19 protein-coding genes are annotated in these 18,908 nt (G+C 60.2%); 12 read left to right on the forward strand and 7 right to left on the reverse strand.

The window, feature by feature from the left end; genetic code table 11:
- Positions 1-11: 11 nt before the first annotated feature.
- The 7 genes from ACZCWR_RS22060 (at position 12) to ACZCWR_RS22090 (ending at position 5,931) form a co-directional block, all read left to right on the forward strand.
- Positions 12-941 (forward strand): NAD(P)-dependent methylenetetrahydromethanopterin dehydrogenase, encoded by a 930-nt coding sequence (locus tag ACZCWR_RS22060; RefSeq protein ID WP_487303747.1) that lies wholly within the window; start codon positions 12-14, stop codon positions 939-941.
- Positions 938-2,083 carry an ATP-grasp domain-containing protein gene (locus ACZCWR_RS22065; protein WP_487303748.1) on the forward strand — a complete coding sequence of 382 codons (1,146 nt, stop codon included), beginning with the start codon at positions 938-940 and terminating at the stop codon, positions 2,081-2,083. Before ACZCWR_RS22060 ends, ACZCWR_RS22065 begins: the two co-directional genes overlap by 4 nt.
- Before the next feature lie 4 nt (positions 2,084-2,087).
- Positions 2,088-3,083, forward strand: coding sequence for a methenyltetrahydromethanopterin cyclohydrolase (gene mch / locus ACZCWR_RS22070; protein ID WP_487303749.1), 996 nt, complete (start codon positions 2,088-2,090; stop codon positions 3,081-3,083).
- Entirely contained in the window at positions 3,080-4,009 is a 930-nt protein-coding gene (locus ACZCWR_RS22075; protein ID WP_487303750.1) for an ATP-grasp domain-containing protein, read from the forward strand. The genes mch and ACZCWR_RS22075 overlap by 4 nt, the downstream gene beginning before the upstream one ends.
- Positions 3,996-4,814 (forward strand): triphosphoribosyl-dephospho-CoA synthase, encoded by an 819-nt coding sequence (locus ACZCWR_RS22080; protein ID WP_487303751.1) that lies wholly within the window; start codon positions 3,996-3,998, stop codon positions 4,812-4,814. The genes ACZCWR_RS22075 and ACZCWR_RS22080 overlap by 14 nt, the downstream gene beginning before the upstream one ends.
- Positions 4,815-4,970: 156 nt before the next feature.
- A complete protein-coding gene (gene fae / locus ACZCWR_RS22085) occupies positions 4,971-5,480 on the forward strand; it encodes a formaldehyde-activating enzyme (protein ID WP_487303752.1) in 510 nt (169 codons plus the stop codon).
- An 82-nt stretch (positions 5,481-5,562) separates the two neighbouring features.
- Entirely contained in the window at positions 5,563-5,931 is a 369-nt protein-coding gene (locus ACZCWR_RS22090; RefSeq protein WP_487303753.1) for a hypothetical protein, read from the forward strand.
- A gap of 808 nt (positions 5,932-6,739) precedes the next feature.
- Here the strand turns inward: ACZCWR_RS22090 and ACZCWR_RS22095 are convergent.
- Entirely contained in the window at positions 6,740-7,213 is a 474-nt protein-coding gene (locus ACZCWR_RS22095; protein WP_487303754.1) for a dihydroneopterin aldolase, read from the reverse strand.
- A gap of 352 nt (positions 7,214-7,565) precedes the next feature.
- On the opposite strand from ACZCWR_RS22095, the gene ACZCWR_RS22100 reads away from it, so the two are divergent.
- From ACZCWR_RS22100 to ACZCWR_RS22120, 5 genes are all read left to right on the forward strand, one after another.
- Complete coding sequence (locus tag ACZCWR_RS22100) at positions 7,566-9,617, forward strand: sigma-54-dependent Fis family transcriptional regulator (protein ID WP_487303755.1); 2,052 nt, start codon at positions 7,566-7,568, stop codon at positions 9,615-9,617.
- Positions 9,614-10,213 carry a flavoprotein gene (locus ACZCWR_RS22105; RefSeq protein WP_487303756.1) on the forward strand — a complete coding sequence of 200 codons (600 nt, stop codon included), beginning with the start codon at positions 9,614-9,616 and terminating at the stop codon, positions 10,211-10,213. Before ACZCWR_RS22100 ends, ACZCWR_RS22105 begins: the two co-directional genes overlap by 4 nt.
- Positions 10,192-11,589 (forward strand): DUF6513 domain-containing protein, encoded by a 1,398-nt coding sequence (locus ACZCWR_RS22110; protein WP_487303757.1) that lies wholly within the window; start codon positions 10,192-10,194, stop codon positions 11,587-11,589. Before ACZCWR_RS22105 ends, ACZCWR_RS22110 begins: the two co-directional genes overlap by 22 nt.
- A 108-nt stretch (positions 11,590-11,697) precedes the next feature.
- A complete protein-coding gene (locus ACZCWR_RS22115; RefSeq protein ID WP_487303758.1) occupies positions 11,698-11,991 on the forward strand; it encodes a hypothetical protein in 294 nt (97 codons plus the stop codon).
- Positions 11,991-12,377 carry a type II toxin-antitoxin system VapC family toxin gene (locus ACZCWR_RS22120; protein WP_487303759.1) on the forward strand — a complete coding sequence of 129 codons (387 nt, stop codon included), beginning with the start codon at positions 11,991-11,993 and terminating at the stop codon, positions 12,375-12,377. Before ACZCWR_RS22115 ends, ACZCWR_RS22120 begins: the two co-directional genes overlap by 1 nt.
- On the opposite strand, the gene fba is transcribed toward ACZCWR_RS22120, so the two are convergent.
- The 6 genes from fba to ACZCWR_RS22150 are packed head-to-tail and all read right to left on the reverse strand — an operon-like array spanning position 12,371 to position 18,897.
- Positions 12,371-13,408, reverse strand: coding sequence for a class II fructose-bisphosphate aldolase (gene fba, locus ACZCWR_RS22125; RefSeq protein WP_487303760.1), 1,038 nt, complete (start codon positions 13,406-13,408; stop codon positions 12,371-12,373). The genes ACZCWR_RS22120 and fba overlap by 7 nt on opposite strands.
- Before the next feature lie 22 nt (positions 13,409-13,430).
- A complete protein-coding gene (tkt, locus tag ACZCWR_RS22130) occupies positions 13,431-15,476 on the reverse strand; it encodes a transketolase (RefSeq protein ID WP_487303761.1) in 2,046 nt (681 codons plus the stop codon).
- A 38-nt stretch (positions 15,477-15,514) separates the two neighbouring features.
- Positions 15,515-16,387 (reverse strand): phosphoribulokinase, encoded by an 873-nt coding sequence (locus tag ACZCWR_RS22135; protein ID WP_487303762.1) that lies wholly within the window; start codon positions 16,385-16,387, stop codon positions 15,515-15,517.
- Positions 16,388-16,434: 47 nt separating this feature from the next.
- Positions 16,435-17,529, reverse strand: coding sequence for a class 1 fructose-bisphosphatase (locus ACZCWR_RS22140; protein ID WP_487303763.1), 1,095 nt, complete (start codon positions 17,527-17,529; stop codon positions 16,435-16,437).
- Between the two features lies 1 nt (position 17,530).
- Positions 17,531-18,460 (reverse strand): CbbX protein, encoded by a 930-nt coding sequence (gene cbbX, locus ACZCWR_RS22145; RefSeq protein WP_487303764.1) that lies wholly within the window; start codon positions 18,458-18,460, stop codon positions 17,531-17,533.
- A gap of 20 nt (positions 18,461-18,480) precedes the next feature.
- Positions 18,481-18,897 (reverse strand): RuBisCO small subunit-like domain-containing protein, encoded by a 417-nt coding sequence (locus ACZCWR_RS22150; protein WP_487303765.1) that lies wholly within the window; start codon positions 18,895-18,897, stop codon positions 18,481-18,483.
- Positions 18,898-18,908: the final 11 nt, after the last annotated feature.

The raw sequence follows: 18,908 nt of genomic DNA on the forward strand, positions 1-18,908 counted from the left end.
AGTCCATCGCCATGTCCGAAGTCACCGAAAGACCTTACGTGCTGCACATGTTCACCAGCACGCCGCAGATGAGCCCGTTCGACGTGAACATGGCGGCCGATGCGGGTTATCAGATCGTCGTGCCGTACTGCAATGTCGATGAAGACAGCATCGTGAATCTCACGCAGGACGCGATTTTTTCGCGCGGACCGAAAGGCGTGTCGCGCACGGGCATCTTCATCGGCGGACGCGATGTGATGCAGGCCGCCGACATGCTGGACCGCGCGCGCCACGCGATGGTGCCGCCCTTCGAGGTCTCCGTCTTCACCGACCCGAGCGGCGCGTACACCACGGCGGCGGCGCTCGTGGCGCTGGCGGAAAAGCATCTGAAGGCCGTGCATAACGTGGATTTCGGCGGCAAGCGCGTGTTGCTGCTTGGCGGCACGGGCGCGGTGGGACGCGTGGCGGCGGCGATGGCGGCATCGCTCGGCGCGGATGTCGTGGTCGCCAGTCATTCGAGCCAGTCGCGCGCCACGCAGGTCAGCGACGAGATCAACCGCCGCTTCGATATCGCGACATCGGGCGTGGCGACCGGATCGGCGGAACAGTTGCATCGCGAACTGGCGCGCGCGGAAGTGGTGTTCGCCACCGCCGTCGCGGGCGTGCAGGTGATGAGCGCCGCCGATCTCGCGCACGCGAAGCATCTGTTGATCGCCGCCGATGTCAACGCCGTGCCGCCCGAAGGCATCGCGGGCGTCAACGTGATGGACAACGGCAAGCCGCTGGCCGGTGCGGCGCGTTCGGACGCCATCGGCATCGGCGCGCTGGCGATCGGCAACGTGAAGTATCAAACCGAGCACCGGTTGTTCATGCGCATGCGCACAGGCGGCAAGCCGGTGTATCTCGGCTTTCCGGAGGCTTTCGACGAGGCGCGTGCCGTCGTCGCGGGTCAGGGCACATGAATGCCTCGGATGCGCCTTGCGTGACCGTGGCGGGGCTATCCGCGCGTCTGGTGGCGCAATCGGCATCGAGAGCGGGATTCGATGTGGTCGCGCTGGATATTTTCGGCGACCGCGACACACGGGAGCACGCGAGCATGTGGTTCGACATCGGCGCGGGGAACGACAAGGGACTGACGATCGACCGTGCGCGGCTTTACGACGCGCTGGAACGCGCCGCGCGTGTGCCGCGCATGCTCGGGCTGATCGTGAGCGGCGGCATGGAAGCGCTGGTGCGCGAAGTGAGCCGCGCGCCGGGTGTGCCGCCTTTGATCGGCAATGGCGCGCAGGCGGAGGCCGTGCGCGATCCACGCCGTTTCTTTGCGATGCTGGATGCTGCGGGCATCGCGCATCCCGAAGTCTCTCTCGCGATGCCAGATGATCCCGCTGGCTGGCTCGTCAAGCGCGTGGATGGCTGCGGCGGAACACACGTGGAATGGGCCGCGCATCGGAATCATGCTTATTTCCAGCGATTTGCGCATGGCGTGCCGATGTCCGCGTTGTTCGTCGCGGCGCATCGCGAAGCGGCGGTGATCGGCTTCGCGGAGCAGTTAACCATTGAGGCCGGACCTTATCCGTTCGTGCATGCAGGATCGCTCGGGCCGGTGGATTTGCCTGCGAACGTTGCGGCGCGCATCGTAGATGCAATTAATGTGATCGTTAGGAAAACCGATCTCATGGGGCTGAACAGCATCGACTTTCTTTTGGACGGCGACACCTTCAGCGTGCTCGAAATCAACACGCGTCCTTCTTCGACGATGGCGCTTTACGAAGCCGCTTGGCCCGATGCGTGGCCACGTGGCCTGATCGGCGCGCACGTGGATGCCTGTCTGCAAGGCGACCTGCCCCGCACGCTGCATGCACCGCCAAGACGCGCCGGTCAACGCGTGGTGTTCGCGCCGAAGTCCTTCACCGTCCCGCGCGCCTTCAGCGACGCATGTTTCGATAATCCGCGTTGCCATGACGTGCCGCTCGCGCTTGCGCGCATCGAAACGGGTCAGCCGGTGTGCACCGTGAGCGCGACCGCTGCAACGTTCGACGCCATGCGCAATGAACTGGAACGCGAGCACGCGCGCATTCTGCAATGCATCGAAGAAATCGAGTGAGCCGATGAACACGAACACGCTTTCCGTCAATGCGCTGAGCGAACGCCTCGTCACGCGTCTCGTGGATGATGCCGCGCGCTTGGGCGTCAACATCACGCGCACGGACGCGGGCACCGTCATCGCGGATGCAGGCGTCGACGCACCCGGCAGCGCCGACGCAGGCGTGTTGATCGCGCGCATCTGCATGGGTGGGCTAGGACGCGTGGCGCGGCGTATCGCGCTGGATGACGCGCCGCTGTGGCCCACGTTCATCGAAGTGCATACGTCGAACCCTGTGCTTGCATGTCTCGGCAGTCAGTACGCGGGCTGGAGTTTGTCGGCGACGAAGGAACAAACCGGCGGCAAGAAGTTCTTCTCGCTCGGCTCGGGTCCTGCGCGCGCACTCGCTGCGAAAGAACCCTTGTTCGATGAACTCGGCTATCGCGATCGTCATGCACGTGGCGCGCTCGTGATGGAAGTGGACCGCTTGCCGCCGCAGGTGGTCATCGACAAGGTGCTCAAGGACTGCGCGCTCGAACCGGAACAACTCGTGATCGCGGTGACACCGACACAGTCTGTCGCGGGCACGGTGCAGGTCGTGTCGCGCGTGGTCGAAGTGGCGCTGCACAAGACGCATGTGCTGGGTGTTTCGCTGGACGAAGTAGTCGAAGGCAGCGGCAGTGCGCCCTTGCCGCCGCCCGCGCCCGACGGCATTCAGGCGATGGGCCGCACCAACGATGCGATTCTGTACGGTGGCCGCGTGCATCTCACCGTGAAAAGCGATGCCATTGCAAAGCGTCTTGCAGCCGAGTTGCCGTCATCGAATGCGCGCGATTATGGGCGGCCCTTCGCAGATATCTTCGCGTCGTTCAACTATGACTTCTATCAGATCGATGCCGCGCTGTTCGCGCCCGCCGAAGTATGGGTATCGAGCCTCGAAAGCGGCAAGACTTATCACGGCGGCAAGGTCGAGCGCGCATTGATCGAGTCGCATTGGATGGATGGCGGAGCGGCGGCATGAATCTGCGCGTCGCCATCATGACCGATGAAACCGGCTGGCACACCGGACGCCTGAAAAAAGCCTTCCGCGCGCGTGGCGTGGACGCGCGTTGCGCCGATCTTGCGGATTGCCGTATCGACACGACATGGAAGCCGCACGGCCTCGCGATTCCCGGCTTCGGCCACACGCTGCCCGATGCGGTATTCGTGCGCGGCATCGCGGGCGGAACCTTCGAACAGGTGACACTGCGGCTCGGCATTCTGCATGCGTTGCGCGAAAGCGGCGTGCCGGTTTATAACGATGCCCGCGCCATCGAGCGCAGCGTCGATAAATCGATGACGAGCTTTCTGCTCAACCGCTACGGCGTGCCGACACCTGCGACGTGGGCGTGCGAATCTCCGGCGTTTGCGCAGCGTGTGTTGATGCGTGAATCCGCCGCGAAGCGACAGGTGGTGATGAAGCCGCTATTTGGTTCGCAGGGCAAAGGATTGGAAAAGCTCGACATGAAGCTGCCCTCTTTGAAAGGTTTCAGCGAAGTGGCTTATTTGCAGCGCTATATCGATGCGGGAAAACCCGGCTTCGACTGGCGCGTGCTGGTGATCGGCGATCGCGCCGTCGCCGCGATGAAGCGTGTAGGCGGCGAAGACTGGATTCATAACTTCGCTCGCGGCGCGCGCTGCGAACGCGCGGAACTCACGCCTGGGCTTGCTGAAATTGCCGTGCGCGCGACGCATGCGCTGGGTCTCGATTACGCGGGCGTGGATCTCATTCCATCGGACGATGGACGTCCGCTCGTGCTCGAAGTGAATGGCGTGGCGGCGTGGCGCGGGTTGCAATCGGTGACGCCGGTGGATATCGCGACATTGCTCGTCGATGATCTGCTGGATCGGCGATTGGCGGCGGCATCCAACGCACTCATGCTCGCGAGTGGCGATGGACATCGCTGAAGCGCGCGCGGCCTTTTCGCGCGCATGTGCGCTCGATGTCGAGACACGCAAGCCGGGCAATGTGAGTGTGTTTAGCGAAGGTCATGGCATGAGCGCGGCGCAGTTCATCGCGAGTGCGAATGCTGCGGCTGATGGCCTGTTCGCGCCCGGCGCGCGTGTCGGCACACGCATTCTCGATGCTGTTCGCGCGACATCGGAGACGGTCGGCTGCAATACGAATCTTGGCATCGTGCTGCTGTGCGCGCCGTTGTGCGCTGCGTTAGAAGTGGTCGAAGGAAACTGGCATGCCGCGACGCAAAACGTCCTTGCCGCACTAGATATCGAAGACGCGCGTCTCGCCTATCAAGCGATTGCACTTGCCAATCCCGGCGGCCTCGGCGATGCGCCCGAGCAAAGCGTGCATGCGCCGCCCACGATCGATCTTCGCGCGGCGATGACATTGGCCGCGGACCGTGACAGCATCGCGCGGCAATACGCAAACGGCTTCGCCGATGTATTCGCGGCGGCGCATAGACTCGATGCATCCGACGAAAACACCGCCATGCTCGATACCTTTCTCCATTTCCTTCGAAGCTGGCCCGATTCGCACATAGTGCGCAAGCACGGCGCGGCGATGGCGCAAAGTGTCACGCTCGATGCCGCCGTGCGACACGATGAATGGCGCGCGCAAGGCCGGCCGCTCGCTTCGCCAGAACTCGATGCATGGGATGCGCGGTTGAAGGCACGCGCCCTCAATCCCGGCACGAGCGCGGACTTGTCGGTGGCAACGCTGTTTGTCACGTTGCTTTCGAAGGTGGCTGCATGAAGCGCGCCTGCGTGCGTGCTCGACATTGGCACGGAACCTGTTAGGAACTTCGCGCTTCAGCGGTTCGTTTCGGCGAGAGCGTCGGGACGGCCATGAATCAGGCGAAGCATCGGGCGCAAGCCGAGTGTTTCCAGACCACATCATCGGAGGAACAGCATGGCCAAGATCAACCGCGTCCTGGTAGGAGAGTCGCTCGTCGGCGATGGCAACGAGGTCGCGCACATCGACTTGATCATCGGACCGCGAGGTTCCGCTGCGGAGACCGCGTTCTGCAACGCGCTGACGAACAACAAGGATGGTTTCACATCGCTATTGGCCGTGGTCGCACCGAACCTGCTGACCAAGCCGAACACGATTCTCTTCAACAAGGTGACGATCAAGGGCGCCAAGCAGGCCGTGCAGATGTTCGGCCCGGCGCAGCGCGCGGTGGCAATGGCGGTAGCCGACAGCGTGGAAAGCGGCGTGATTCCCGCCGATGAAGCCGACGACGTGTTTGTTTGCGTGGGGGTTTTCATCCATTGGGAAGCGGACGACGATCAGAAGATTCACGACTATAACTATCAAGCCACTAAGGAGGCGATTGCCCGCGCGGTGGCGGGTGAGCCTAAGGCATCGGAGGTGGTGTCGAAGAAGGCTTCAAGTTCTCATCCGTTTTCGCCTAGCTGAGTTTTTTGGCCTTTGCCGGCGTGGGCTTTTTATTCTTTGCTTGCGCTGGCTTGATGTTCTTTGTCTTTTGAGGCTCTTTGCAATGCGTCTACGGTGTTTGGTGTTTTTGAGTCTTGCATTGGTTGCGCCGCTTTCGATTGCGGGGTCTGCGCCTGCCGCCCGGCATGGGTTTGATTATCCTACGCAGGGGCGTGTGGAGTACGTGCTCGGGTGTATGGATGACAATGGGCATGACTTCGCCAATGTCTATAAGTGCTCTTGTGCGATCGATAAGATTTCCCAAGTGCTGCCCTATGATGACTTTGTGGAGCAATCCACGTTTTCTAAATATGCTTCGCTTGGGGGGGAAGGTGGGGCGGAGTTTCGGGTGGATCGGGCTAAGGCGCAGACTAAGAAATTTCGGGAGTTGCAGAAGCAGGCGTTTCGGGAATGTGGAGTGGTTTCGCGGTGAGGTTGTTGTTCGTGGAAGGGGCTGCTGTTGGTTGGGTCTTTATTGCAGTAGCCGCCTCCCCGGCGGGGGGGTAACTTTCTTTGCTGCTGCAAAGAAAGTCACCAAAGAAAGCAGCTTTTTACCCCATGCTCGATGGCTGGAAAGTGTTGGTCTGGTTTAACGATACAGTGGCCGCAATAGGACTTCCCTCGTCTAGCAACGCGCATTGGCAACCTAGCGATTTCGCGCTCGAATCCTTAGGCTTTAGTGGTCCGCATTCATTCTTTCGGCCATGCGCTGCGCGCGCCGAGAACCTAAGAACGGAATCCCGCAGCGTATAAACGCCCAGCCTCATCAAACCACATCGCACCCGCCCCATTGGGCCCTACCTCAGTTCGAGCTTCGATGAAACGTGCATATCGTTGGCTTTAGGCCTTTCGCCGAAGTGCTTATCAAGGTAGGGCCAAATAGCAATCTTGCGGGGAAGTGTGATGTGCCTGGGCGCTGATACGCTGCGGGATTCCGTTCTAAAGCTCTCGGCGCGCGCAGCGCATGGCCGAAAGAATGAGCGCGCTCCACTAAGACTAGAGAGTTGGAGCCCGCAATCGCTAGGTCGCCTAAGCGGCAAGTTATCCGTGGCAAGTTCTACTGCGGCCACTGTATTGGTTAATCCAGACCAACCCTCTCCAGCCAGCGGGCATGGGGTAAAAAGCTGCTTTCTTTGGTGACTTTCTTTGCAGCAGCAAAGAAAGTTACCCCCCGCCGGGGAGGCGGCTACTGAATAAACAACACAAACAAGAGAGGCCCTTTGCACGAAGACCAAAACCCCTTAACCCTCCGGCACAAACCCCCTCCCCAAAACCGAAAACCCAAAATCCCCCAAACGGCGAGAGCGCTCAATAACCACTCCCACCGAAGCCACATCAGCAAACTTCCCTGGCTTGGCAAGCGAAACCCTAACCCACTGCGCCCCAAAATCCGCGATAACAAGCTGCGCCACCAATTCGGCAAGCGCCTCAAGCAACTGCACCCGATGCGAAGCAAAAAGCACGAGAACCGACTCCCGCACCGCAGCATAATTAACCGTATCCTCAATCCGGTCAGTCCGACAGGCAAGAATAGAAGAAACGCCAATAGCCAAATCAAGCCGAACAGGCTGCGGCTCATGTAACTCGCTTTCATCGATCCCGATAACCGTCTCTCCGGTCAAACCCTCGATGAAAACGACATCCATTGCCACACGCCCCTGTGCCGCCACCGGCGACGGAAAGCCATTCCTCAAAATCGGATCGTTACCGCCCATGCGCGCTCCTTGCCAAGAACAAACGCCTGACCATTGAAAACCAGCCAGTAAGAAAACTCAGTAAGCAAAAATCGCGCGCAAGCGACATACTCTGTGCGACTACTTATTGAACCATCCCGCCATCGGATGTAAAGTTTTTGGGAACCGGGCCAGATCGATCAACCCGGCCACGAGGCGCGCCCGCAGAAAGAACCAAGCAGTGCCCCATGAAAGTGCGTTGGGGATTAAAAGCAATAAGGCATCGAGAGAGCCGCGGCGCTTGAGCGGAACACACAAACATATTCAGCGTCGGCCCGCCATGCAGCAATAACGCATACGGGCCAAGAGACAGACGCATCGGAGACACGCCCCCATGTCGTTGCTTGCAGACGTAGACACGCATGTCCGGGAAGTGCTGAACATCGTTCATAACCCATTGGCCGCACGGCGCGCCAGCGATTCGGTCGCGCAGTCGTGGATGCGCTGCCTGACCGAATTCCGCCTCGACCCGGCACACTTCGTCATGCCGCCCGTGCTCACGCAGCGCGAACTCACCGAGCGGCGCGAAGCAGCCAGCGATCTCATCGCGTGCTCGAAACTGGAAATGACCACGCTGTATCAGCAACTCGCGGATCCCGAACTCGCCGTCGTGCTCGTGGATGCGGACGGCGTGATCGTGCATCAGGTGTCGTCGGTGCCGTTCGGCGAAGCGGTGGCCGCCGATGGCCTGCGCGTCGGCGCGCTGTGGAGCGAACGGGAAGCCGGCACCAATGGCATGGGCACGTGCCTGATCGAACGCGATTGCATCGCGGTATGTCAGCACGAACATTTCTATCCGCGCTATACGTCACTCACGTGCACGGCCGCGCCGATCTTCGACGAACGCGGCGAAGTCATCGGCGTATTGGATGTGACGAGCCGCTCCAAGCTCTTGCAGCAGCATTCGCTGGTGCTGGTCGGCATGTCGCGTCAGATGATCGAAAACCGCCTGATCGATGCGCGTTATCGCCACGCGAACATGGTCCACTTCCACAGCAGACCGGAATTCGTCGGCACGCTGCACGCAGGCAAGCTCGCCGTCAGCGATGACGGCGTGGTGCTCGCGGCCAGCCGCAGCGCGTTGTTCCAGCTCGATCTGCGCTCGCCCGCTGAATTGTGCGGCAAACGCGTGGAGGAAGCCTTCAACGCGACGCTCGACGACATGATCGCGCGCAGCATACGCGGCTCGTTTCATCCGGTCACGGTGTATAGCGCACGAGCAAACAGCCGCTTCTTCCTGATCGCGCAGTCGCCACGCGAAGCGGTCAGCAATGCAAAACGAATCGTACTCAACGATGGCGCGATCTTGCCTGCATCGCGCACAACGCCAAAAATGCCGCGCAAAGAAATGGATGCCGCAGCAAGCGCGGGCCGGCTCGACAAGCTCTCGCACCTCGAATTCGGCGATCCGCGCATGGCCTCGCAAATTCAGCTTGCCGCGCGCGTGATTCAACGCAAGATTCCGATCGTGCTGCGCGGACAAACCGGCACCGGCAAGGAAGTGTTCGCAAATGCGCTGCATAACATCAGCCCGAACAATGCAGGCGCGTTCGTCGCGGTGAACTGTGCATCGCTGCCGGAGAATCTGATCGAGAGCGAACTCTTCGGATATCGTGCGGGCGCATTCACTGGCGCGCAGCGCGAAGGGCGACGCGGCAAGATCGTGCAGGCCAATGGCGGCACGCTCTTTCTCGATGAAATCGGCGATATGCCGCTCACGTTGCAGGCGCGTCTGCTGCGCGTGCTCGAAGAACACGAGGTCACGCCGCTCGGTGCGGAAACCACCGTGAAAGTAGACTTCCAGTTGATCAGCGCGAGTCACCGCAATCTGGTCGAGCTCGTGCAGACCGGGATGTTCCGCGAAGATTTGTACTACCGACTGAATGGCATCGAGATCAATCTGCCGCCGTTGCGCGAACGCGCCGATGCACTCGCGCTGATCGGTCATATCCTCGAAAGCGAAACCGACGATCCGCCTGCCCTGAGCGATGAAGCACGCCACGCGCTCTTGAGTTATGCATGGCCCGGCAACATTCGACAGTTGCGGCATGTGCTGCAAATGGCGATTGCGTTGTGCGACGGGCCTGAGATTCGCTGCGCGCACCTGCCTGCTGAAATCGTCAACGGTGCGGCGAGCGGCAATCAGCCCGTCATGCGGAACACGGGCAATGCAACGCCCACGCTCGCCGATGAAGTGGATACGTCCTCGCTCAACGCAATACAGGTGCGTGAACGCGAGACCGTATTGCTGTTGCTCGACGAACATCGCTGGAACGTCAGCAATGTGGCGAAGGTGCTCGGCATCAGCCGGAACACGTTGTATCGCAAGATGCATCGGCTGCATATTCGGCTTTCGCACGATTCGACCACCGCCAACGACGCATGACGGCACCCACGCCCGCCCGCCGGCTCGACGAGTTCAAGCCCGACGCGCGGTTCGCGTGGTGCGTGACCGGCTCCGGTCATATGATCGAGGAATCGATCGAGCTTGCGCTGAAACTGCCGGGCGTCGATCTGTTTCTCTCGTCCGCAGGCGAGGAAGTCTTGCCGCTCTATGGCTGGCCCATTGCGAAACTGCGCGAGCATTTCAAGGTGATTCGCGACAACAGCGCGAGCAGCGTGCCTGTGGGCATGCTTTATAACGGCGACTATCACACGGTTGTCGTCGCGCCCGCGACAAGCAATACGGTTGCGAAATGCGCGTTTGGCATCTCCGATACCTTGCCTACCAACCTCTTCGCGCAAGCGGGCAAGCAGTGCGTGCCGGCCATCGTGTTCGCATGCGATACCGCGCCGGTGGTCATCACGCAAGCGCCCAAGGAATGGGTCGAAGTACGGCCGCGCCCTATCGAATTCGAGAATGTCGAGCGGCTGGCGCGCTTCGTCGATACAAGTGTCTCTCGCACGCTCGACGAACTGCGCGCCGCCCTCGATGCGCGTCTCTCGCAACTGAAGCTCGCATGGAACACATCGTCTTCCTGACCGGGCGGCTTGCGCAAACCAGCTTGCAGCAAGTGCTCGAAAGCATCGCGCCTGCCGCGACACGTGCGCCGTTCACGTGGGAAGTGCGCGAAATTGGCTTGCAGGTCGCGGGACTGATGACTGCCGACATGATTCGTCGTCGCGTGATTCCTCCGTTATCCGAAGGAACGAGCCGCATGATCGTGCCGGGGCGTTGCCGGGGCGATCTGGACATGCTCACGGCGTACTACGGCGTGAAGGTCGAACGCGGGCCGGAAGAGGTGAAAGACCTGCCGCAGTTCTTCGGGCGCGAGGCGAAGCATCTGGATCTCTCGCGCTATGAAACCGAAATCTTCGCCGAGATCGTGGATGCGCCGCGTCTCGATCTGAACGGCATTCTCGCGCGTGCCGTGGAATACAGGCGGCAAGGCGCGGATGTCATCGATATCGGCTGTTTGCCGGCCACGCCGTTTGCGCATCTCGAAGACGCCGTGACGATGCTCAAGGAGCAAGGCTTTCGTGTGAGCGTCGATTCCATGCTCGATGACGAACTCGTGCGCGGTGGGCGGGCGGGCGCGGACTATGTGATGAGTCTGAACATCGATTCGTTATGGATAGCCAATGAAATTGCATCGACGCCGATTCTGGTGCCTCGCGAGCCGCACGACATGGCATCGCTGGATGCAGCTATCGATGCGATGGACAAGCTCGGCCGAAGCTTTCTCGCCGATCCTATTCTCGATCCGATTCCGTTTGGACTTTCGGCATCCATTGCGCGATATGTGTCGTTACGCGAACGCAGGCCCGATGTGCCGATCATGATGGGCATCGGTAACGTGACCGAGTTGACGGAAGCGGACACGACCGGCATCAACGCGGTGTTGCTCGGCATGGCCGCGGAGTTGCGCATTGCGGCGGTTCTGACTACGTCCGTGAGTTTGCATGCGCGGCGCGCAGTTCGCGAAGCCGATGTCGCGCGACGTGTCATGCATGCGGCCCGCGAGGCACAGATGTTGCCCAAAGGCATTTCCGGTGATCTGTCCGCGCTGCATTCCAAACGCCCGTTTCCGTACGATTCAAGCGAAATCTCCGCGCTTGCCGATTCCGTTCGTGATCCGAACTTTCGCGTTCAGGTGTCGGCGGATGGCATTCATGTCTATAACCGCGATGGTCATCACATCGCGAAAGATCCGTTCGCGCTCTATCCCGAACTGAAGGTCGAGAACGATGGCGGTCATGCGTTTTATCTCGGCGTGCAACTGGCGCGTGCGGAGATCGCGTGGCAACTTGGCAAGCGCTTCGATCAGGATCAGGCGCTGGATTGGGGATGCGAGGTGGATCGGGAGGAGGAGGATTTGAGTGTGTGGCATGCGCCGGGGGTGACGAAGAACAAATGACCTGAACCTGAGAACCCTCCTAATTCTTTTGGTTAGTCCATCAAGCCAATTGGCAAGAAACGACAGCTCGGATAGCATGAACGCTCTTATTAGTCATCCGGAGCATTCATGTACATCTTCACTGTCGAAGAAGCGCAAAAGGATTTGGAGAAGCTGCTCGAAATGGTCGCCAATGGCAAGGAAGTAGCGATCGGCGGCAAGTATCCTACCCTTCTTCATCGTGTCAGGGCGGTTGCCAATCTGGTTCCGGGCAAGCCCGAATCGTGTGGCTCCGTCATTATTGGCTATACCGACGAAGACGTGCAGAACGACGAGCTAGTGAAGCCGTTGCCCGAAGAAATTTTCGATGCATTTCACAAGCCACGCGCGTATGACGCCGCGCCCACACCCGAGAGTCGATAATGCGTTTGCTGCTCGACACGCATATCTTTATCTGGAGCGTTTCGGCGGACCGAAGGCTACCTGTCGCTTTCGAAGCGATGATCGCTGATGCAGACAAGGTGTTCGTCAGCACGGCCACCATCTGGGAAATGTCGATCAAGGCCGCGTCCGGAAAGCTGGAACCGCACGCCGTGCTTGCCATCGACGAACTCGACACGCAGTCTTTCATCGTGCTTCCTGTGCTGCTCGAACATGCGAAGGCGGTGCGGGATATGTCCGACTTGCATCGCGATCCTTTCGATCGTTTGCTGGTGGCGCAGGCGCTTACCGAAGGCTTGAGGTTCCTGACCGTCGATCGTGATCTGAAGGAGTACCTTCGCCTTACCACCGTCGCCTCGCTTCAGTGATACCGCCGCGCCATCGCCTCCATCCCCACCGGCCTGATCTTCCCCGCCTGCCCCGCACATCCAAACGCTTCGAACCGTTCAATACATAAATCCCGCGCCGCCGCCATCGCCGCCTTCAACGCATGACGCGGGTCGAACTCCGACTTCGCAGATGCCATCGCGCGCCGCATCGCCCCGCTCATCGCCAGACGTATATCGGTGTCGATATTCACCTTGCGCACACCGTTCGCGATCCCGCGACGTATCTCCTCCACCGGCACGCCATACGTCGCCGGAATCTCACCGCCATGTTCGCGAATAATCGCCAGCCATTCCTGCGGTACCGACGATGACCCATGCATCACGAGATGCGTATTCGGAATGCGCGCATGAATCTCGGCGATGCGGTCGATCGCCAGAATATCGCCCGTTGGCTGACGACTGAACTTGTACGCACCATGCGATGTGCCGATAGCGATCGCCAGTGCATCGATGCCGGTGGCCTCGACGAATGCGCGCGCTTCATCGGGATCGGTCAGCAAACGTTCATGACTGAGCGTGCCTTCCGCGCCCACGCCGTCTTCCTCGCCCGCGCGGCCGGTTTCCAGCGAACCGAGACAACCCAGTTCACCTTCCACCGACACGCCGACTGCATGCGCCGCTTCGACCACGCGGCGGCTCACGTCCACGTTATAGTCGTATTCCGCGGGCGTTTTCTGATCGGGCATGAGCGAGCCATCCATCATCACCGAGGTAAAGCCCGAACGAATGGCCTGCTGACACACTGACGGGCTCGCGCCATGATCCTGATGCAGCACCACCGGAATGTCCGGATGCGCCTCAACCGCCGCCAGCACGAGATGCCTCAAATAAGGCTCGCCTGCATACTTGCGCGCACCCGCCGATGCCTGAAGAATCACCGGGCTATGCGTGGCGTCCGCCGCCTGCATGATCGCCTGAATCTGCTCCATGTTGTTGACATTGAACGCAGGCACGCCGTAACCGTGCTCCGCCGCGTGATCCAACAATTGCCTCAATGCGATGAACGCCATGTCGTTCTCCTGATGATTCTTGTCACGCAGCAACGCGGCGCGCTTCGTCCACGAGTGCTTCGGTCGTGATGCCGAAATGCGCGAACAACTCGCTCGCAGGCGCGGATTCCCCGAACCGGTCGATGCCGACCACGCCACCGTTCAATCCCACGTATTGCCGCCAGAACGCACTGACGCCGGCTTCGATTGCCACGCGCGGCACGTCCTCAGGTAACACACGTTCGCGCCATGCGTGACATTGACGATCGAACACCGTGGTGGATGGCATCGACACGACGCGGGCGAGAATGCCTTCTTCCTTTAGCCGATCGACCGCTGCGAGCGCCAAAGAAACTTCCGAACCCGTCGCGATCAGCACCACGCGTCTTTCGCCCGGTTCGCTTTGCGTCGGCCAATCGGCGAGCACATAGCCGCCGCGCTCGATTGCATCGATCTGCGCTTCATCGCGCGCGACAAACGGCAAGTTCTGACGCGACAACAACAAACACGAAGGCCGGTCGCGTTCAACGGCACTGACCCACGCCTGCGCGGTTTCGACTGCATCGCATGGACGCCATACATCAAGACCCGGAATCATGCGCAGGCTCGCAGCATGTTCCACCGGTTGATGCGTCGGCCCGTCCTCACCGAGTCCGATGGAATCGTGCGTGAAGACGAACACCGTGAGCGTCTTCATCAACGCGGCCATGCGCAAGGCGTTGCGCGAATAATCGGAGAACGTGAGGAACGTGCCGCCAAACGGCAAATACCCGCGATGCAACGCGACACCATTGAGCACCGCGCTCATGCCGAACTCGCGCACGCCGAAGTGAATGTAGTTAGCCTTATTCGATGACGAAGCATCTACGTCCACCGCATCCTTCCAGCGCGTGAGATTCGATCCGGTCAAATCCGCCGAACCGCCGAGCAATTCGGGCAACGCACACGCAAGCCCTTCGATTGCCAGTTGAGACGCCCGGCGCGTCGCGATGCTTTGCCGCGCACGGTCCGCGTCACGCACGAGTTCGTAAGCCAAATCGCGCCAGTTCGCAGGCAATGCACCACGCATGCGCCGTTCGAACTCCGAAGCATCGTGAGGAAACGCGCGACGGTATGCATCCATTCGGCACGTCCAATCGTTCTGCGCGGCCGCTCCCGCTTCACGCGCATCCCAAGAGGCACGAATCGACGATGGAATCTCAAACGGCGCATGCGTCCAGTTCAATGCGCGACGCGTCGCCTGCGATTCGTCGTGGCCAAGCGGTGCGCCGTGAACCTCATGCGTGCCGGCCAAGTTCGGCGCGCCTTGACCGATGACCGTCTTGCAACAGATGAGCGTCGGCTTTTCCGCATCGCGTGCCTGATTCAAAGCGCGCGAGACCGCCTCGACGTCGTGACCATCGACCGCGCGCACAACATGCCAACCGTAGGATTCGAAACGCCGCGGCGTATCGTCCGTGAACCATCCGTCCACCTGACCGTCGATGGATATGCCGTTGTCGTCATACAGCACCGTGAGCTTGTTCAACCGCAAAGTGCCCGCAAGCGACGCCGCTTCATGAGAAATACCTTCCATCATGCAGCCATCGCCTGCAAACACATAGGTACGATGATCGACGATCTCATGCCCAGGCCGATTGAATTCGCGCGCCAACAGCGTTTCAGCGAGCGCCATGCCTACGGCATTCGCGAGTCCCTGCCCGAGCGGCCCTGTCGTCGTTTCCACGCCGGGCGTGAGGCCCACTTCAGGATGTCCCGGCGTCTTGCTGCCCATTTGCCGAAAGCGCTTCAGTTCGTCTAACGAAAGATCGTAGCCACTCAAATGAAGCAGCGCGTAAAGCAACATCGATCCATGTCCATTGGAAAGCACGAAGCGGTCACGATCAGCCCAGTCGGGATCAGCCGCATTATGTTTCAGATGACGCGTCCACAGCGCAACCGCGATCTCCGCCATGCCCATCGGCATGCCGGGATGACCTGAGTTCGCTTGCTGAACCGCGTCCACGGCAAGCATGCGCAACGCATTCGCCATTTGACGCCCATGCGGCGCATGATGTGTTTCGGGCAAAGCCTCGGCAACGGCACTCATGAGATGCCTCCTCGGTACAGATTAGAAAACCTAAGTATTCAGGCGCGCACGCTGCGGTCGCGCAACTGAAGAATCAATGGCGTGAAGATGAGCTGCATGGCAAGGCCCATCTTTCCGCCCGGCACCACGATCACATTCGGGCGCGACATGAACGAGTCGTGCAGCATCGTAAGAAGATAAGGAAAGTCGATGCCGCGCGGCTTCGCAAAGCGGATCACCACAAAGCTCTCGTCCGCATGCGGAATCTCGCGCGCGGTGAACGGATTCGACGTATCCACCGTCGGCACGCGCTGAAAATTCACATGCGTATGCGAGAACTGCGGACAGATATAGTTCACATAGTCCGGCATGCGGCGCAGAATCGTATCGACCACGGCTTCATGCGAATAGCCGCGCATGGTCTGATCGCGATGCAGCTTCTGAATCCATTCGAGATTGATGATCGGCACCACGCCCACGAGCAAATCCGCATGGCGCGCGATATCCACGCGATCGGTCACCGCGCCGCCGTGCAGGCCTTCGTAGAACATCAGATCGGTTTGAGGCGCGACGTCTTCCCATGGCGTGAACGTGCCCGCATCCTGTTGATACTTCGCGGCTTCGGCATCGTCATGAACGTAGTGGCGAAATTGCCCACCGCCGCACGCGCCGTAAGTCGCGAACAACTGTTCCAATTCTTCCAGCAAATTCGCTTCCGGACCGAAGTGACTGAAATCGCGCATGCCATCGCGCTCGCTTTGCTTCATGGCTTCACGCATGCCGAGGCGATCGTAACGATGAAACGCATCGCCTTCGACAATCTGCGCATTGAGCTTTTCACGCCTGAAAATATGCGTGAAACTCTTCATGACGGTGGTCGTGCCCGCCCCGCTCGAACCGGTCACCGCGACGATCGGATGTTTGACTGACATGCGCTTGCCTCCCTGTGGCGTTCTATGTGTAGCGCAGCGTGAATGGTTCAAGCGGGCGTTTCAGGCAGAAACAACGAGCGCTCCTTGAACAAGGGCGATGAAAAAGGTTTGTCTTCGCCCCGGTCATATTCGCCGTGATAGCGATGAATGCGCGCCACTTCATTGCGCGAACCGAGTATCACCGGCACGCGTTGATGCAGCGCGTCCGGTGCGACATCGAGAATGGGTTCGCGTCCTGTGATTGCGAGACCGCCTGCCTGTTCCACCAGATAGCTCATCGGATTTGCTTCGTAGAGCAAACGTAAGCGCCCTTCCATCTCCGGTGTCTTGAAGTCACGCGGATACATGAACACGCCGCCGCGCATCAGGATGCGATGTACTTCCGCGACCATCGACGCGATCCATCGCATATTGAAGTCTTGGTCGCGGCAACCGGTGCGGCCGTCCTTGCATTCCTGCACGTAGCGTCTTACGGGCGGTTCCCAGAAGCGTTCGTTGGATGCGTTGATCGCGAACTCGCACGAATCCTCGGGAATGCGGATATCCGAATGCGTGAGCACGAAATTGCCGACATCGCGTTCAAGCGTGAAGCCGTGCGTGCCGTTGCCGACGGAGAGCACGAGCATCGTCGCGGGTCCGTAGATGGCGTAGCCCGCCGCCACTTGTTCGCGTCCGGTGCGCATGAAGGCTTGCTGGTCTGCTGGACCTTCGTCATCGGCACGGCGGCGCAGCACGGAGAAGATCGAACCGACCACGCCGTTGATATCGATGTTCGACGAGCCATCCAACGGATCGAATGCGAGCAGATACTCGCCACGCGGATACGGCTCGGGAATCGCGTACACGTGGTCCATCTCTTCGGACACCATCGCCGCGAGCAGGCCATCCCATTCACAATGCTGCAAGAAGATGTCGTTCGTCACGAGGTCGAGCTTCTTCTGTTCCTCGCCGTGCGTGTTAATGCTTTGCGCGGAACCGTGTTGCCCACCGAGCGCGCCGCGTGTAAGCGCCGCTGCAATGGTTTTGATGGATGCCGCCACATCGATCAGCAATGCAGATAATCCGCTCGATGCATCCGCGCCCGGCTGGCGGTCCAGCGTGTCGATCAGGAACTTCGATAAGGTCGTGCGTCCGTCACGCATCTCACGCTCCTTGCGCTGGTGCTTCGGTGAAAACACGGCTCGCGCGAATGTCGCTCGCATCGAGTTGCATGAGTGCTTCGGCGTCTGCGGGGCCGCTGCCTTTTTCCGCCGCCGCGAACAAGCGGTTCGCCTGACGCAACCGCGCACGGTCCAGCGCATTGCGTACCGAACGCGCATTGGCGAAGTTCGGCTGAAGAATGCGTCGCGCGAGATACGCTTCGAACGCGTCGCGCGCTTCATCGTCGAAGCGGTAATGCATGACGCGCAGCATGTGCGTGGCGATCTGCATCAGCTCATCGGGCGCGTAATCCGGAAAGGCAATGTGATGCGCGATCCGCGAGCGAAAGCCGGGATTGCTGCGGAAAAACGTCTCCATGCGCGATTCATAACCCGCGAGTATCACAACGAGATCGTCGCGCTGGTTCTCCATCGTCTGAAGCAAGATTTCTATGGCTTCCTGACCATAATCACGCTCGTTCTCGGGGCGATATAAGTAGTAGGCTTCGTCGATGAACAACACGCCGCCCATCGCACGCTTGAGCACTTCACGCGTCTTGGGCGCAGTGTGTCCGATGTACTGCCCCACCAGATCGTCACGCGTCACCGAGACAAGGTGATTGCGTCGTATATAGCCGAGCCGATGCAACACCTGCGCCATGCGTAACGCGACCGTGGTCTTGCCCGTGCCCGGATTGCCGGAGAAGCACATATGCAACGTCGGCGCACCGCTCGCGAGTCCAAGCGTGTCGCGCGCCCGCTCGACCAGCAGATGCGCGGCGATCTCGCGAATACGCGTCTTGACGGGCGCGAGTCCGACAAGATCGCGGTCCAACTCCGCGAGCACTTCGCCGATGCGCGAATCGCGATACAGCGCGAGCAGGTCCGCGTGCGTGCGCGGCGCTTCCTCGACGAGCGTGGCTTCGGCATTCATCGTGTCTCTCCGCGTTGGTTTCAATAGCGATCGCCGCCGGGCCGGTCGGTGGCATATGTGCGAATGGAATAACGCTGCACGCGGTTGCGATCATCCTGACGTTCGAGGCGAAATCCTTTCTCGTCGTCGGGACGATTGACGATGAACGACAACCGCATGGTCTCAAAACCGCGCACCGAATCGAACGCATTGATCTTGATGTAATGACGCGGATAAGTCTTGCGGCATGCGTTCACTTCTATCATCACGCCGGCTGCATCGTGCAGGTCGAACATGGGCAATCCCCACATTTCCCAATACGTGTTGCGCGGATGCGGATCGTCGGTGTATTCGACCGAGCACGCCCAGCCCTGCTCCAGCGCGTAACCGATCTGCGAGGAGATTTCCTCGTCAGTCAACGGCGGAAGGAAAGAGAATGTTCCTTGTGTCAGGTTCATTTGTCATCCTT

Source organism: Caballeronia sp. A2-2, from assembly GCF_057612605.2.

What these genes read in the sequence shown, in the direction of transcription:
- mch (WP_487303749.1), top strand. Translation starts at nt 2,088, where the DNA reads ATGAACACGAACACGCTTTCCGTCAATGCGCTGAGCGAACGCCTCGTC.
- ACZCWR_RS22075 (WP_487303750.1), top strand. Translation starts at nt 3,080, where the DNA reads ATGAATCTGCGCGTCGCCATCATGACCGATGAAACCGGCTGGCACACC.
- ACZCWR_RS22135 (WP_487303762.1), bottom strand. Translation starts at nt 16,387, where the DNA reads ATGTCAGTCAAACATCCGATCGTCGCGGTGACCGGTTCGAGCGGGGCG.
- ACZCWR_RS22095 (WP_487303754.1), bottom strand. Translation starts at nt 7,213, where the DNA reads ATGGGCGGTAACGATCCGATTTTGAGGAATGGCTTTCCGTCGCCGGTG.
- cbbX (WP_487303764.1), bottom strand. Translation starts at nt 18,460, where the DNA reads ATGAATGCCGAAGCCACGCTCGTCGAGGAAGCGCCGCGCACGCACGCG.
- ACZCWR_RS22120 (WP_487303759.1), top strand. Translation starts at nt 11,991, where the DNA reads ATGCGTTTGCTGCTCGACACGCATATCTTTATCTGGAGCGTTTCGGCG.
- fba (WP_487303760.1), bottom strand. Translation starts at nt 13,408, where the DNA reads ATGGCGTTCATCGCATTGAGGCAATTGTTGGATCACGCGGCGGAGCAC.
- ACZCWR_RS22115 (WP_487303758.1), top strand. Translation starts at nt 11,698, where the DNA reads ATGTACATCTTCACTGTCGAAGAAGCGCAAAAGGATTTGGAGAAGCTG.
- tkt (WP_487303761.1), bottom strand. Translation starts at nt 15,476, where the DNA reads ATGAGTGCCGTTGCCGAGGCTTTGCCCGAAACACATCATGCGCCGCAT.
- fae (WP_487303752.1), top strand. Translation starts at nt 4,971, where the DNA reads ATGGCCAAGATCAACCGCGTCCTGGTAGGAGAGTCGCTCGTCGGCGAT.
- ACZCWR_RS22110 (WP_487303757.1), top strand. Translation starts at nt 10,192, where the DNA reads ATGGAACACATCGTCTTCCTGACCGGGCGGCTTGCGCAAACCAGCTTG.
- ACZCWR_RS22080 (WP_487303751.1), top strand. Translation starts at nt 3,996, where the DNA reads ATGGACATCGCTGAAGCGCGCGCGGCCTTTTCGCGCGCATGTGCGCTC.
- ACZCWR_RS22090 (WP_487303753.1), top strand. Translation starts at nt 5,563, where the DNA reads ATGCGTCTACGGTGTTTGGTGTTTTTGAGTCTTGCATTGGTTGCGCCG.
- ACZCWR_RS22140 (WP_487303763.1), bottom strand. Translation starts at nt 17,529, where the DNA reads ATGCGTGACGGACGCACGACCTTATCGAAGTTCCTGATCGACACGCTG.
- ACZCWR_RS22105 (WP_487303756.1), top strand. Translation starts at nt 9,614, where the DNA reads ATGACGGCACCCACGCCCGCCCGCCGGCTCGACGAGTTCAAGCCCGAC.
- ACZCWR_RS22150 (WP_487303765.1), bottom strand. Translation starts at nt 18,897, where the DNA reads ATGAACCTGACACAAGGAACATTCTCTTTCCTTCCGCCGTTGACTGAC.
- ACZCWR_RS22065 (WP_487303748.1), top strand. Translation starts at nt 938, where the DNA reads ATGAATGCCTCGGATGCGCCTTGCGTGACCGTGGCGGGGCTATCCGCG.
- ACZCWR_RS22060 (WP_487303747.1), top strand. Translation starts at nt 12, where the DNA reads ATGTCCGAAGTCACCGAAAGACCTTACGTGCTGCACATGTTCACCAGC.
- ACZCWR_RS22100 (WP_487303755.1), top strand. Translation starts at nt 7,566, where the DNA reads ATGTCGTTGCTTGCAGACGTAGACACGCATGTCCGGGAAGTGCTGAAC.